The sequence below is a fragment of the Pigmentibacter ruber genome (genome assembly GCF_009792895.1).
GTDB lineage: Bacteria > Bdellovibrionota_B > Oligoflexia > Silvanigrellales > Silvanigrellaceae > Silvanigrella > Silvanigrella rubra.
This window is the reverse complement of record NZ_WSSC01000005.1, coordinates 204,435-218,224: the sequence shown is the minus strand read 5'-3', so window position 1 is coordinate 218,224 and position 13,790 is coordinate 204,435. Positions and strand designations below refer to the sequence as shown.

Annotated in this window: 13 protein-coding genes; 3 read left to right on the top strand and 10 right to left on the bottom strand. The window is 29.9% G+C overall.

Annotated elements, in window-relative coordinates; all coding sequences use genetic code 11:
- Nucleotides 1-11: 11 nt before the first annotated feature.
- The 5 genes from mnmE to GOY08_RS14655 form a co-directional block, all read right to left on the bottom strand.
- Nucleotides 12-1,496 carry a tRNA uridine-5-carboxymethylaminomethyl(34) synthesis GTPase MnmE gene (mnmE, locus tag GOY08_RS14675; RefSeq protein WP_158999677.1) on the bottom strand — a complete coding sequence of 495 codons (1,485 nt, stop codon included), beginning with the start codon at nucleotides 1,494-1,496 and terminating at the stop codon, nucleotides 12-14.
- 55 nt (nucleotides 1,497-1,551) lie between these two features.
- Nucleotides 1,552-2,625, bottom strand: coding sequence for a Jag family protein (locus GOY08_RS14670; protein ID WP_158999676.1), 1,074 nt, complete (start codon nucleotides 2,623-2,625; stop codon nucleotides 1,552-1,554).
- 91 nt (nucleotides 2,626-2,716) lie between these two features.
- On the bottom strand, nucleotides 2,717-4,408 hold the full coding sequence (gene yidC / locus GOY08_RS14665; RefSeq protein WP_158999675.1) for a membrane protein insertase YidC: 1,692 nt from the start codon (nucleotides 4,406-4,408) through the stop codon (nucleotides 2,717-2,719).
- A gap of 32 nt (nucleotides 4,409-4,440) precedes the next feature.
- Entirely contained in the window at nucleotides 4,441-4,686 is a 246-nt protein-coding gene (gene yidD, locus GOY08_RS15655) for a membrane protein insertion efficiency factor YidD (RefSeq protein WP_407947680.1), read from the bottom strand.
- Nucleotides 4,673-5,065 carry a ribonuclease P protein component gene (locus GOY08_RS14655; RefSeq protein ID WP_158999674.1) on the bottom strand — a complete coding sequence of 131 codons (393 nt, stop codon included), beginning with the start codon at nucleotides 5,063-5,065 and terminating at the stop codon, nucleotides 4,673-4,675. The genes yidD and GOY08_RS14655 overlap by 14 nt, the downstream gene beginning before the upstream one ends.
- A gap of 95 nt (nucleotides 5,066-5,160) precedes the next feature.
- Here GOY08_RS14655 and GOY08_RS14650 point away from each other — a divergent pair, with 95 nt between their 5' ends.
- The 3 genes from GOY08_RS14650 to GOY08_RS14640 are packed head-to-tail and all read left to right on the top strand — an operon-like array spanning nucleotide 5,161 to nucleotide 8,069.
- A complete protein-coding gene (locus GOY08_RS14650; RefSeq protein WP_158999673.1) occupies nucleotides 5,161-6,279 on the top strand; it encodes a FecR family protein in 1,119 nt (372 codons plus the stop codon).
- Between the two features lie 14 nt (nucleotides 6,280-6,293).
- Nucleotides 6,294-7,373 (top strand): hypothetical protein, encoded by a 1,080-nt coding sequence (locus tag GOY08_RS14645; RefSeq protein WP_158999672.1) that lies wholly within the window; start codon nucleotides 6,294-6,296, stop codon nucleotides 7,371-7,373.
- A gap of 54 nt (nucleotides 7,374-7,427) precedes the next feature.
- The gene (locus tag GOY08_RS14640; protein ID WP_158999671.1) at nucleotides 7,428-8,069 is read left to right on the top strand and encodes a hypothetical protein; all 642 of its coding nucleotides are present in this window, start codon (nucleotides 7,428-7,430) and stop codon (nucleotides 8,067-8,069) included.
- Here GOY08_RS14640 and GOY08_RS14635 read toward each other — a convergent pair.
- The 5 genes from GOY08_RS14635 to GOY08_RS14615 form a co-directional block, all read right to left on the bottom strand.
- Complete coding sequence (locus GOY08_RS14635) at nucleotides 8,066-8,281, bottom strand: hypothetical protein (protein ID WP_158999670.1); 216 nt, start codon at nucleotides 8,279-8,281, stop codon at nucleotides 8,066-8,068. The genes GOY08_RS14640 and GOY08_RS14635 overlap by 4 nt on opposite strands.
- 86 nt (nucleotides 8,282-8,367) lie before the next feature.
- Entirely contained in the window at nucleotides 8,368-9,996 is a 1,629-nt protein-coding gene (locus tag GOY08_RS14630; RefSeq protein ID WP_158999669.1) for a peptide ABC transporter substrate-binding protein, read from the bottom strand.
- Between the two features lie 103 nt (nucleotides 9,997-10,099).
- Nucleotides 10,100-11,317 carry an MFS transporter gene (locus GOY08_RS14625; RefSeq protein WP_158999668.1) on the bottom strand — a complete coding sequence of 406 codons (1,218 nt, stop codon included), beginning with the start codon at nucleotides 11,315-11,317 and terminating at the stop codon, nucleotides 10,100-10,102.
- Nucleotides 11,318-11,319: 2 nt separating this feature from the next.
- Nucleotides 11,320-12,528, bottom strand: coding sequence for an ATP-grasp domain-containing protein (locus tag GOY08_RS14620; RefSeq protein WP_158999667.1), 1,209 nt, complete (start codon nucleotides 12,526-12,528; stop codon nucleotides 11,320-11,322).
- A gap of 22 nt (nucleotides 12,529-12,550) precedes the next feature.
- Nucleotides 12,551-13,783 (bottom strand): ATP-grasp domain-containing protein, encoded by a 1,233-nt coding sequence (locus tag GOY08_RS14615; protein WP_158999666.1) that lies wholly within the window; start codon nucleotides 13,781-13,783, stop codon nucleotides 12,551-12,553.
- Nucleotides 13,784-13,790 lie beyond the last annotated feature (7 nt).

Below are 13,790 nucleotides of genomic sequence, written 5' to 3'. Positions count from 1 at the left end.
TATACTAGAACCTATTTTCCAATACAAAAAGTAGAAAATATTTTTTCTAAAACCTGATCTAATTGAATTTCGCCAACAACTTCCTGTAATGACTGTCTTCCTTGATTAATCACAGAAGATATTTTCTCAGGATAATCTTTTTTATAGATTAAATCTATGCCTTCCTTTAAATTTTTGACAGCAATTTCAATTTTATTTCTTTGTCTTTCAGAAATTAATGTAGGATTATTCTTATGTCCTAACAAACCAGTTAATTGATCATGTAATTTTACTAATTGAGAAGATAGACTTTCAGTATCATTATGCGAGCAAAATATACATTTTTTACTTAGAATATTCTCTAAATGAAGAAATTTTTTATCGTTGATAACTTCACTATAAAAGTTAAGTATATTTTCAAAAATTTCTTTTGGCATCAAATCCATTTTACTAAACACAGGAAGAATAATTTGCTCAGGAGAAAAGTCTGAATGTAAAAGGAACTGAACTAATGTTTCCTCAAGAAATTTTTTTATATTTTTAATATAAACATTCTCCAAACTAATAATAAGACAGATTACATCTGCTTTACTTAGAGTTTTAATACTTCTTTCCACTCCAATTTTTTCAACAGTATCTTCTGTTTCTCTAATACCAGCAGTATCAATCAAAACAAAATCTTTGTTTCGGATAATTAATCTATCTTCTAAAATATCTCTAGTTGTTCCAGGAATATGTGTTACAATTGCTCTTTCAAACTTTAATAATGCATTATATAAGCTAGATTTTCCAGCATTTGGTTTACCAACCAATGCTATTTTTACTCCCTCACGAGCCCTTAATCCTGAAGAATATGAATTTAATAAGTTTTGCAATTTTGCTAATGCTTGTTTCATTAAAGGCATTAAGGACTCTGGTTGATAATCACCAACTTCATCTGGGGCAAAATCTATATGCGCTTCTAAATAAGCCATAATTTCAATTAAGACATTTTTTACTTCTTCTGTTTCTTTAGATAATTCTCCTGCGACAGAATCTCTAGCTAATTGTATTCCGCCCATGGTTTCAGCATGTATTAATTGATTTATTCCTTCTGCTTGCACCAAATCTATTTTGCCATTTAAATAAGCGCGTTGAGTAAATTCTCCTGGTAAAGCATCACGCAACCCAAGATGTCTAAATAACCTTTGTAATAAACTACTGATTAAAGGGTTACCATGCGAACTAATCTCAATAATATCTTCACCAGTATAGCTTTTAGGTGCTTTAAAAAATGTAAATAAAACGTCGTCAAGAATGTTACCTTCAGCATCTTTAATATAAAGATATTGAAGATAAGGTTTAGATGAAATTTGTTCTTGTATCATTGAAACATTTAACACTTCATTAGACTTAATTTTGAACAAATAGCCTTGGAAATAGGGCAGTAAATTTATTCCAGATATTCTATGAATATGAATAGCGCTTCTTGCATTAGCTGAAGAAAGAGCAAAAATAGGATCATTACTTGAGGTCAAATCATCTTTCCTTCTTTAATAAAATAATGCAAGAGCTTATTTTATTAGTTGAAATTTACAAATGTTTCTGGTGCGTTAGTGGAAGATCTTCTTGATCATCCTTACCATTTTCTATTGAAGAAACAGCTCCAACCCTTTCAGAACTTTGTTTATTTTGGTGCGTATAATTTGGGTTTCTTTTTTTAGGTATTTTCTTTTTAAAACGAGATTGATTATTTGGGTTTTGGAAATTTTTCTCTTGATTTTTTGGTGGATTATTTGTGTTATTTCTTGGTTTTTTTTCAGTTGAATAAATAACCAATCTTCTTTTATCACCAGTTCCAACACTGCGGGTTGCTATACCTACCATTCCATCTAATGCAAGATGAATGATTCTACGTTCTTGACTACTTTTTGAAGATAAAATAACACTTTTTCCTGTCTTTTTTACTTTTTCAGCGAGAGATTTTGCCATTCCAACCAGTCTTTCTTCTCTTTTCTCAGAAGAATCTCCAGCTTCAACTGAAATACGGGAAGAAATATCACCTAATTTTTTTTGCGCAATTCTTTTAAAGACATGTTCAAATGCCAATGATAATTTATCACTTTTGCTAAGATATTTTTCTATTTCTGTATCTAATACTTTTACAACAGCTTCATTTTCTTGAATAATAATTTCTACTTGCTCATTTGATACACCAAATGCAGAGAAAAAAAGTTGATTATAATTTTCAAATAACTCTTGTACTCCTTCACTTTCCATCGTCAAGAAAGTTCTTGGAGGATAATCGTGTTGATTTGTGGTATGACTAATTTGTCTTTCTGGTTTTCTTTCAAAAGATTTAATCTCATTTGAGATATGTGTTGTTTCTTTTTTAGGTTTCCCTACCGGTGACAAATTATTTTTTGTTGTACCGCTTTTTCCTAATGTTTGCCTTACAACCTCACGTGCTGCAGCTTGTAAATCTTGTTTTACAGTTTCAACCCAAGCTTCAATTTTCACTGTACGAGAAAATAATCGAGATAGAATACCGCTAGTAGGTTGTTGGATTACATTATAACAAAGCAAATCTTTATCAGTAGAAAATGCTCTTGCCGCTTCACTTAAAGCATCGTCAAGAGTTTTTCCAGTAAATTGCCTTTTGTCCATGAATACTCCATTTTTAAAAAAGTTTAAACAGCTACTGCAATGCCTTAGCTGTTTTTAGAATCTAAGGGTAGACTCCTAATATTAGTTTACTTTATTTTTCAAGAACGTTCTTATAGCGACGTGTCAGGAACGCCTGCCTAACCATAGAAATGATAGTATTTGTAATTACATAAAGTGCCAACCCTGAAGGATAAAAAACCATAAAAACGGAAAATACCAATGGTAATATTTTCATCATTTTAGCTTGAGTTGGATCCATAGATGGCAACGGAATCATTTTCTGATAACCAAGCATTAAAATAGCCATTAAGATTGGCAAAATGAAATAGGGATCGTGTTGAGTAAGATCCTTAATCCAAAAGAAGAAAGGTGATTGACGTAAATCAAATGTGTGTCTCAGACATGAGTCTAAGGCAAAAAATACAGGTATTTGAGGTAACAAAGGTAGACATCCGCTTAATGGATTGACACCACTTTTAGACATTAATGCCATAGTTTCTCTTTGAAGCGCTTGTTTATCTTCTTTATATTTTTCTTGCAAAGCCTTCATCTGTGGCTGAATTTTCTGCATTTTTTGTGCAGACAAATAGCCTTTAACTTGCAGCGGTAAAAAAACTATATTTATTAATATAGTCAATAGAATGATTGCCACACCCCAATTATTCACCAATCCATGAATAAAAAATATGATATGGTACATTGGGCGAGCAATTATTTTGAAAAAGCCATAATCAATGGTTTCACTTAAATGATATTGATCAAAGTCTTTTAAAATTGTTTCTTTTTTAGGACCAATATAAAGTTTGTAATTTAGAGCAATTGATTGACCAGGTGCTAAATTAACAGGTTGTTTTACCCACGCTTCATAAACAGTTTGGTCATAGGGAAGACCTACTGCTTTACTTAGATTAAATCCTGTTCTAACGACTTCAAAGGCTATAGGCGATTGATTTTGCGGAATAACTGCATTCATCCAGTATAATGAATCAGCTGTTAGCCATGAGAAAAAGCTGCCAGACTCGCTCAGTAAAAGCTTTTGACCTGCTGATTCTTCAAAAGGAGTCATCTCTCTTTTTACTGTTCCATCTGGTAAACGGACAGCAGTTGCATGATACTGAGGCATAACTGAAGACAAAAAGCCTCCATTATTTTTATTGTCCGATGTCGCTCCAATTTCAAAATCAACGCTAGTACTTTGGGCGTTTTGCGCTATGTTTTTCACAATTACTTGCATTTCACCAGAATAATTAACATCAGCAAATTTAAAAACACGAGTGATTTCCAAACCGTTTACCCTTTGAACAATTTGCAAATCTCCTTGAGAATTTTTTGAAATTCCTGCAGGTTCTTTTCTTAAATCAAAGGAACCCACCCGAAAGCCAAAAGCTTTACAGATATTGTAATTTTCTATTACAGAAACAGGTGTAGGGTCATTGTAAGCTAATTTTTCACCAGTTAAAATATTACTTCCTAAGCAACCACCTATTGAGGTAAATTCAAATGTGGCATAAGATTTTTTAATGATGAGATCACTAGGATTTGCTATAGTTAAAGGTGCTACATTTTCATCAATTGCTTTTGGATTTTCAACTGGTGCAGTAGGATTTATAGTTGTCTGAGTTGTGTTAGTTGACTCAGAATTTTTTGCTTGGACTGCCTGTAAATTTTTCTGATGTGCATCGATTTCTTGTTGTTGTTTTTGGATATAATACTGGTTAATTGCAATATATCCACCAATTAACAAAAATAAACCTAACATAAAACCAATTGATTCTTTTTTCACTTCCAAATCCCATTCTAAATTTAGTTAAAACATTAAGGCAAATCTACTCCGCCTTTATGAAAAGGATGACACTTACATACTCGAATAGTTGTTTTGCCTAGGCCTTTAACAGCACCGTACTTCTGAAATACCTCAATACTGTATTGCGAACAGCTTGGATAAAACCGGCAATTCGACCCAAGTGCTGGAGAAATACACTTCTTATAAAACTTGATCAACAGCACAAAAAGTAAAGTTGTATATTCATTCAATAATCTTAAAATTCTATTCCCTTTCAAAACCTTTATCTTTCTCTCTTAGCGATTTTTTTAGTATCAATGAAATTTCTTCTAACAACTGCTCCCAATTTACTGATAGAACACTTCTGTTTGCCATAAATACAATATCTAGGGCAACTTCAGAAGGTAAATCAAAAGTTTTTAATACAGAGAACAATGCATGCCGAATTCTTCTTCTTGCTTTGTTCCGTTTTACAGCCCTTTTATGCACACCCTTTTTAGATGAAATAATTGCATATTTCAAGACACTACACTGCGTAGGTGAATTATTGATTTGAAAATAGAACAGGAAAGAATTTGTTTTGATTTTTCTGGCTTTTTCAAAGAAAAGCGAAAAATTTTCTATTTTCTCAATAAGAAAATTTGTTTGATTTTGCATTATTAAGTGTCGTCCTTTTTGGCACTAAACTAACCACTCTGAAGCAATACTCGTTATGCTCTAATTACAGTCAGATTCTGGGGCAAAGGAAAAATATGCTCATAAATGTAGATAATCCAGTGCTTAACAATATTTACATCAAGATCATTAGGGTTATATTACTGTTCCTAGCTTTTGCAACACTTATAAATCCAAAATTTTCATACTCCCAATCCCAAAGTGCTCCTGCTGGAATAGGAAAAATTGCAAATATTATAGGAAAAATTGATATCATCAGAAGTGGCAAGAACATGCCAGGCGAAAAAGATTCCATTTTGTATGAAACAGATGAAATTCAAACCTATGACAAAACTGCGGTAAAACTTCTGTTTAATGATGGAAGTAATATCATGGCTTTCCAAAATGCACATTTAAAATTAATTGAGTATAAAATAAAGCAGAAGGCGGAAGCTGTTAATGATGTTAAATCCGCAATAGATGTTGTAAAAGGAAAAGTTCGTTTTTTTGTAAAACCTCAAGAAAGTGAGAATGAAACTGGCAAAGTAGATGCAAAATTTAAAACATCTAATTCAGTCATGGGAATAAGAGGAACAAGTGGTTTTATAGACGCATCTATTCCAGGAAATACTCAGGTAATTGTTACAACTGGGACTGTTCAAGTGACAAGTTTGGCAGATCCTAGTAAATCTGTAGTGGTTGCGGCTAATTTGTATACAGAAATTGTCGGCAATAAAGCACCAACACTTCCAAAAGCAATACCACCTGCTATTTTAAACAAATTGAACTCAGATGCTAAGGCTCTAGATCCAAATTTTAGACTAGATGATAAAAGAAACAATAATACTCCTCCAGGCAAAGAATCTGGTTCTACAAACACCCCGGGTAACAAGTTAGGGAACGATAAAAGTGCTAATGTGTCTCCAGAAATTAATAGTGGAGTAACTGAACAAAGAAAAATAATTTTTAATCCTGATGGATCAAATTCAGTTGTAAGTACGAATAGTGCATTAAATGATTTATTAGTTTCACAAGGAAATAACTCTTTACGCCCAAGAAGCTACGCTGATTATGATCCAATTAAAAATTCTTTGCAACAAATATCTGATATAACATCTCAGCTAAATCGCCAAATAAGTCAAATCATACAGACAAATACAAGTTACATAATCAATAAAAATATTACTATCAATGTTAATAGCCCAAGTTCACCATAATCTCAGGAATTATTATGTTGCATATTTTCAAAGAAGTTCACTATCATCTTAAATCAATAGAAAGAAATACGAGATTGATTGATTTACTATCTGCAGCTTCGATTATTAATAATCAAGAAGAACAAATTTCAAGCTTACAGAAAGACTTTTTAATTACAGAAATAGCATTTTCATACAAACATTTTGGATTTAGTTTGTTCTGTCAAACAAGTATAAATTTTATAATTAAAGAAATATCAAGGTTATCAAATATAAATCCAGTTTATATTAAAAAATGGCTTATGATTGTAGGAGATTTATTATTACAAGAATTAGAGCCTGAAGAAAAAGAAAGAATATTTGATAATACAAATAATTTATTAGAAGAAATATTTGCACAAGAATTTATTAAAAGAATATTTTGCACAGAACAAGAAGAAGATTATTTAACAGGAATGTCTATTTTTCCTAGTGATTTCATTGATAACATAAGAAATTATAGTAGAAATAAAATTAGTAAAATTACATTAAATAGCAATATAAATCATGATGACTCAATTTTTGATGAAAATGAGTTTTTCCTCGATGAGTTTGAAACCTTAAAAATTTCAATCTTCAATTTCTTAAATAAATTACAAGAAGATCCACTTTCTCTTCTTTCTTGGAGACTGGAATCATTTGTTTGTGTATCACAAAAAAGTAGTAATCTTTTTTTGTTAAAGGATGAAAAAACAATTAGAATAAACGATCCTAAGAAAATAATGTCGATTATCTCATTGTTAGTTCCGCATAGAGATCAAAATGGAAACTTGCTGCTGCCAGATTCACCAATATCGGTTTCACAAATAGCAAGAATTTTTTCTGAAGAATTTAAATCTGATAAATTTCAAGTAAACATTATTAAAAACTGGCTAAATCCAAAAAATCAAGAAAATATTAAAAAAGAAATAGAATTTTTACTAAATTCTGGTGTTGAAAATGGCATATTTTTTAAAATACCAAATGGAAATAAATCATATTCTTTTGGTCTAAGCGATAATGGTTTAAAAATTATTAAACCATTTCATAAAGTATTAACAGACACAATTTTAATTCAGAATGTTGACCAATTTTAAAATATAGCTATTCTGACGGGCAATTAGGTTTTTCCCCATAATTAGAGGACAACAATGCCAAGACCCGTTATCGATCACTTTGAAACAAATGAACATTACACTATAAAAATTACAAAGCCGAGTTTAAGATATGTTGACTTTTTTTTGAAATTAAAAGCGGGTCCTAAACTTCTCAGTACTGGTTTTTATCCTAATGCTAAAGAAATATCAGAAACACAAGGCGCTTTTGAAGCGATAAGGCATAAATTAAAACTAAATTATTCAGATGAAAAAGTAGCTATTGTTATAGTTGGAGATGGTATTAATCCACGAACTGGTTATTATATAGCAAACATGACTAAATGGCATATTTTTTCTATTGATCCTGAAATGCAAAGAAATTACGAAGAGTTAATAAACAAAATAAATGACAAAAAAAACTTAAGTATTCTACCTCAAAAAATAGAAGAATGTAAGTTAGATTTAAGTAGTTTTAGTTCCGTTGTTTTATTATTTGTTCATTCACATGCTAGTTTAAAAGCTTCAATTCAAGCAATTACAAACAAAAATGAGACTACACAAATCCATGCTATCTCAATGCCCTGTTGCTTTGATGATGATTTAGGTATTCCATTTGATTTAAAATATGATGATCCTTATGTTATTTCAGTGCATAGAACTATTTTTGTATACAAAAATGTAATGCGACATTTTTAGTTATCAAAAGCTCTTGAAATAGCATCTATGACTTTTTGTCTATCAATTTGTTTTTTATTTGAATTCTCATCGTCTTCTTCAGGAGCAATTTTTAATTCTTTTTGGAGAGCAGCAAATAATGTTGTTTTTTTAGATACTTGAATGGAAAAAATGCCAAACCAAACCAATCCAATGATCAAAAAAATTGATATGTATTTAAGTAATGCACCCATAACACTCTCCCTTTTAAATTTCGGAGAGTATTCATTTTAATAAAGAGTCATGAAAATGACTAAAAATAAATAAACAACCGCAATAATTAATGTTCCTTGATATACAAATCAAAACTAGGATTAAAATCTTGCGGATTTTTTCCAGAATAGCCGCCTACATAACTTTTCACCAAATGCGTAGTTACAGCTGAATACAAAGGTACTATAGCATAATCTTGCATGAATATAGTAGAAGCGTCTTCTAGCAACTTTCTTCTTTTCTTTAAATCCGTTTCAAATGCTGATAATTTCAAAAGTTGATCAAATTTTTTGTTACTATATTTTGGGCTATTCATTTCACTATCTGAACGAACAATATCTAGAAATGTATTTGCGTCATTGTAATCAGCAATCCATCTGTCCCAAGCGACTTCATACTCACCTTTATGTCTTGTATCCAAAAATACTTTCCATTCTTGATTTTCCAAAGTTACATCAATGTTTAAATGTTGTTTCCACATTGAAGCCACTGCGAGTACAAGTTTTTTATTATTTTCATTTGTACTATAAGTTATTTTTATTTTTAAGGGATTTTTATCACCATATCCCGCTTCTTCATATAATTTTTTAGCTTTTGTTACCCTGTCTTTAAATGGCAAGTTCGTCCATTCGTATTTTTGTTGCGAATAATTTTTAGTTCCAAGAGCAACAATATCGTAAGTTGGTATTTCACCTCTTCTTGTAACCTGTTTTGTTAAAACATCTCTATCAACTACCATAGAAAGAGCTTGTCTTAATTTTAAATTATCTTTAAATGGCTTTTTTTTCAGATTGAATGACAACCAATAAGCAGCAAGATATGGATTAATTTTTACTTCTTGCGGCAACTTTTTCTTTAAGTGTTCAAATAAATCAGTTGGAATTTCATTAGTAAAGTCAATCTGTCCAGTTTCATACATTTGAATCACAGTATTTAGACTCTGGGTAGGAAAATAATTAACCTCTTCCAAAATCGTTTTTTTGGCATTCCAGTAATTTGGATTTTTTACCAAAGTTATTTTATCACCGACTTTCCAATACTTTATTAAAAATGGACCATTATTGATGATTTTTCCCACTTGGAAAAAATCATCTTTCTGTTTATTTAAAACATCTTTTTTTGCTGGCGAACAATTCACCATTGCTAAAATTTCTAAAAAATAAGGTACTGGGCTTGTAAGAGTAATTTCCAAAGTTTCTTTATCAATGGCACGAACACCTAAATGATCCACAGATAACTTATTTTGTGTTATTGCTTCACTGTTTTTTATCGGAAATATTAAAAAAGAATAAGAAGAAGCTACCTTCGGATCAACTAATCTTTGAAATCCATAGACATAATCATCTGCTGTTATGATGTCACCATTTGACCACTTTGCATTTTTTCTAAGATGAAAAACATAAGTAAGACCATCTTTACTTATTTTCCAACTGGTTGCACCTGCTGGTTGCAAAACTCCATTAATATCATTCCGTATAAGTCCTTCAAAAAGATCTTGAACAACGTTTGTAGTTGGAGCATCTTCAGATTTTTGTGGATCTAAAGTGGCAATTTCTGTTCCATTAGAAATATTTAGCTTTTGTACTTTAGCAGCTTTTTGATTATTTTCTAAATCAGCAGCTATTAATTGTGATGAGAACAGAAAAGTGTAAAATAACAAGAAATATTTAAGTATTACTTTGAATTTCAGACCCATTTTTTATTTTCCTTTCAAAAATTAACTAAAGTAATGTATCATTGATTTAAAAAAAAATCTATTTAATAGTAAAATAATTTATTAAAAAATGTAGAATGTATAATTAAGTATTTTTATTTAAAAATTTAAATGATAAAAATGAAATTATCCCAAATAGCAAACTTGCTAATAATAGTACAAATTTAAAATGTTCAATAGAATTTCCAAATATTCCTAAAATAACTCCTGATAATGGCATAAAAATAAAATTAATGCACAATAAAATTCCTATAACACTTGAAAATATATGTTGGGGTATAATTTTTGCGCGCAAAGTTCGCATATATACACTATAAAATCCGTCGGATAAAAATATTATTGCATAAAAAATTGCAAATAAAATAAAATTTTTAGAAAAAACAATACTTATATTAGCTATAAAAAATAAAATTACACCGAACATACCTAATTTTTGCAATGTAAATATTTTCAGAAAAAACGGTATAAGCAAAAATCCAAGTACTCCTATACATCCAGCAATGGTTCCTAAATAACCTGCCATATAAGCACTACTATGAAGACCTTCTTTTAAATATCCAGCACTTCCTGAAAGTAAAAATCCAATACTAAAATTCATACTAATAGCAATAGCGCAAAGATAAATTAATTCTTTAGATTTTAATACAAATTTAATTCCAAGATAGAATTGACTAGTTATGTCATTAAAAAGTTTTTTCTTTGATACCTTTGGTACATTATTTATCTCAGAAATATTTCTTCCTATCAATTTACTTAAAACTGTTCCAAGTAGACCAAAAAGAAACAGAAATGATAATATTCCTAAAAATGGGATTGCTGTCATTTTAGCTAAAACAATTGCTGCAAATCCAGGGGCTAAAATTTGTGTGCCAAGATCGATTCCTTGTAAATAACTTTGTAATTGAGCTAATTTATTTTGCGAAATTATTTTTGGGGCCAGTGTTTCAAAGGAAACAAAAGCCATTTCGTGAAAAAAACCAATTGCACCACCTAGAATGCCAAATATAATAATAATTTGTGTATTACTCAATTCTAAAAGCAGTAGTAGTCCAACTAACATGGTTATAAAAAATCTTGAAAAATCTGCAAGGATAAGCATTTTTTTAGGACCAAAAAAATCTGTTGCTACTCCACTAAAAGGCATAGCAACCAATCTCGGAATCCACTCAATTGCAAAAGCAAATCCTGAAGCACTAATACTTCCTGTTTTTTGATATACTAAAATAGGAATACCATATACAAGTGATTGATCTCCTAAAGAACTAAAAAATCTTATAAGAAAAATTGGAAAAAGACTTTTCATAATTAAACCAACTCAAATTGAGCTTGAAAATGTTTTTGAGTTAATTGAATTGCCATTTTAATTTGCTGTGAAGTTTGTCCTTTGTATCTAAATCTTGCTAATATTTTTTCATAACCGCCGTTTCCATCAAAAACTTGACCTAATTTTGCATAATATTTAAAATATAACTCCGAAATTAAATAGCTTTCAAAATTTATTTTAATTAATTTTTTTCCTATAACTTCAGGCAACATTAAAAATCCAGCTATTTTATTTTCTTGCTTATTAGTTTGATATGCATGTAAAAAGAGATCTTGTCCTGTTAATAATTTTAACCATTCTGTAAATAAATTAACTCCAAATACTTCTTTTACAACAAATGGAATTTCACCTCCACCCATTCGAACTCCAACTTCTAAAAATATGGGGTTTTGAGCAAAGAAAAATTCCAAATGGAAAACGCTATTTTCTACTTTCAAAGCATTCAAACAACTCTGAGCAAAGTTTAAATATTTACTTTTTTCTTCTAGATTATCAATTGTTACAGATCCTAAAGAATTACCCTCTCTAAAAGAAAGACAATCTCCAATATATTCACTTACTATCCCAAAAATAATTTCGCCATTTCTCATTATTCCGTCAATGTGACCTATTTTATTTGCTAAAAATTCTTCCATCTCATAGTTATCTATATTATTTTCTATTTTTGAAAAAATTTCATCAATATCCTTGAAAGATTTACAGATAAATACACCATTACTTGCAGCTTCGCTTAATGGCTTTAAAACTATTCCATTTTCATGCCTAAGAAAAAAATCAATGATATTTTGTTTTGATGAAACTAATTTCCAATCAGGAACTTTTAAAGAATTCTCTGCAACCACTTTTTTCATAATATTTTTGTCACGCCAACAAATAACTTCTGCTAATTTAGGTCCTGGTATATTTAATTTTTCTCTTAATTTTGCTGACTCTATCATATCAAATTCAGATAATGAAATTAACAAATCAAATTGAAATTTAGTTGAATATTTTTCTTCTAATTTTGAATAACATTCTTCATATGATAAATTATCTACTATAACATAGCTTTCACACTGATTTAACTCAATAACTCTCTCACATCCCTTTTTACATATCATGTGAATTTCAAAATCATTTTTTGAAAGAACTTGACGATAATCTGAAAACTCATCATCCCATCTATTCAAAATTAAAATTTTTTTCTTCATAAAATTCTCTTATAAGCTAATTTTATATATTTTGCCCTAAATTATAAAAAATATTTAGTTCATTCTTTAATAATTGCTGATTGCTTGAGAAAAAATGTGCCGTACATATTCTGTCTCGAAAGTCATTAAATTCAACATATTTTTCTGGAATACTCCATTTCATTTGCTTTAAACACTGCCAGTCAATTTTTGAAAATTTTCTTTTTAATTCAGAATAATCTAAATTTTTTGCATTTAGTAAAAATGCAACTGCAGATGTTCCTTGCCACTCAAGTGGTTGGGAAATTTCTTTCCCTAGTAATGAGAGTAATGCTTGTTTTACAAAAGACTTATTTCTTGCTTCAGAAATTAACAATGGAATAGTATCACCAGCTAATCTAGCTGCTATTTCCATTAAAATTGGCCTATTTCTTTTAGAGCACCAGCGCATTTCTGCATGAAAAGGACCAGACGGAATATTAAGAGCATGAATAATTTCTGTGCAATATTCAAAAATTTGTTTTTCACGATCATTTACGTGGAACATTTCTACAATGTGACCAACTTCAGTAAAACCATTTTTTCCACCTAGAATTTTTTTAGTCACTGACCAAAAATCAATTCTTTTGGAATAATAATCTATAATTCCTTCAACACTAAATTCATCTCCTGCAATGTATTCTTCAAGAAGAACATCTTTTGCAACAAAGACTTCTAAATCACTATCATTAGTGTTCCTGATATTTAAGACTTTTTCTTTTAATTCTTCTTTACTAGAAACTTTATAGACATGCATACTGCCAGACATATTCACGGCTTTAACAATGATAGGAAATTCAGAATTTAGAGCTATTGTATCTAAATTTTGGGTGGCTGGAATAATATGAAATTTTGGAACTTCAACATTTTTTTCTTGCAAACGTAATCGCATTAAATTTTTTAATCGACAACATTCAGCATTTTCAGGAGTAATACTAAGTAAACCTAAAATTTTTGAAACTTTTGCACAAATTGCAACATAATATTCAAATCCGGGTATAATGAGATCAAATTTCTTGTTTGTTTCTTTAGTAAACTCATTTACTTTTTCTAGAATAGCATTTTCTGAGCCAGTTTCACAAATTAATTTTCCATTTAACTTATTATTGATCTGTTCATCTAGAACTCTCTCACCCTTATCAGCAGTTGCAACCCAAATATGAAATCCGCAATTTAGAGCCTCTTGAATAAAAAGAATTCCTGATGATTGAGGCTCAACAAGTAAAATATTTTTCATATGGACA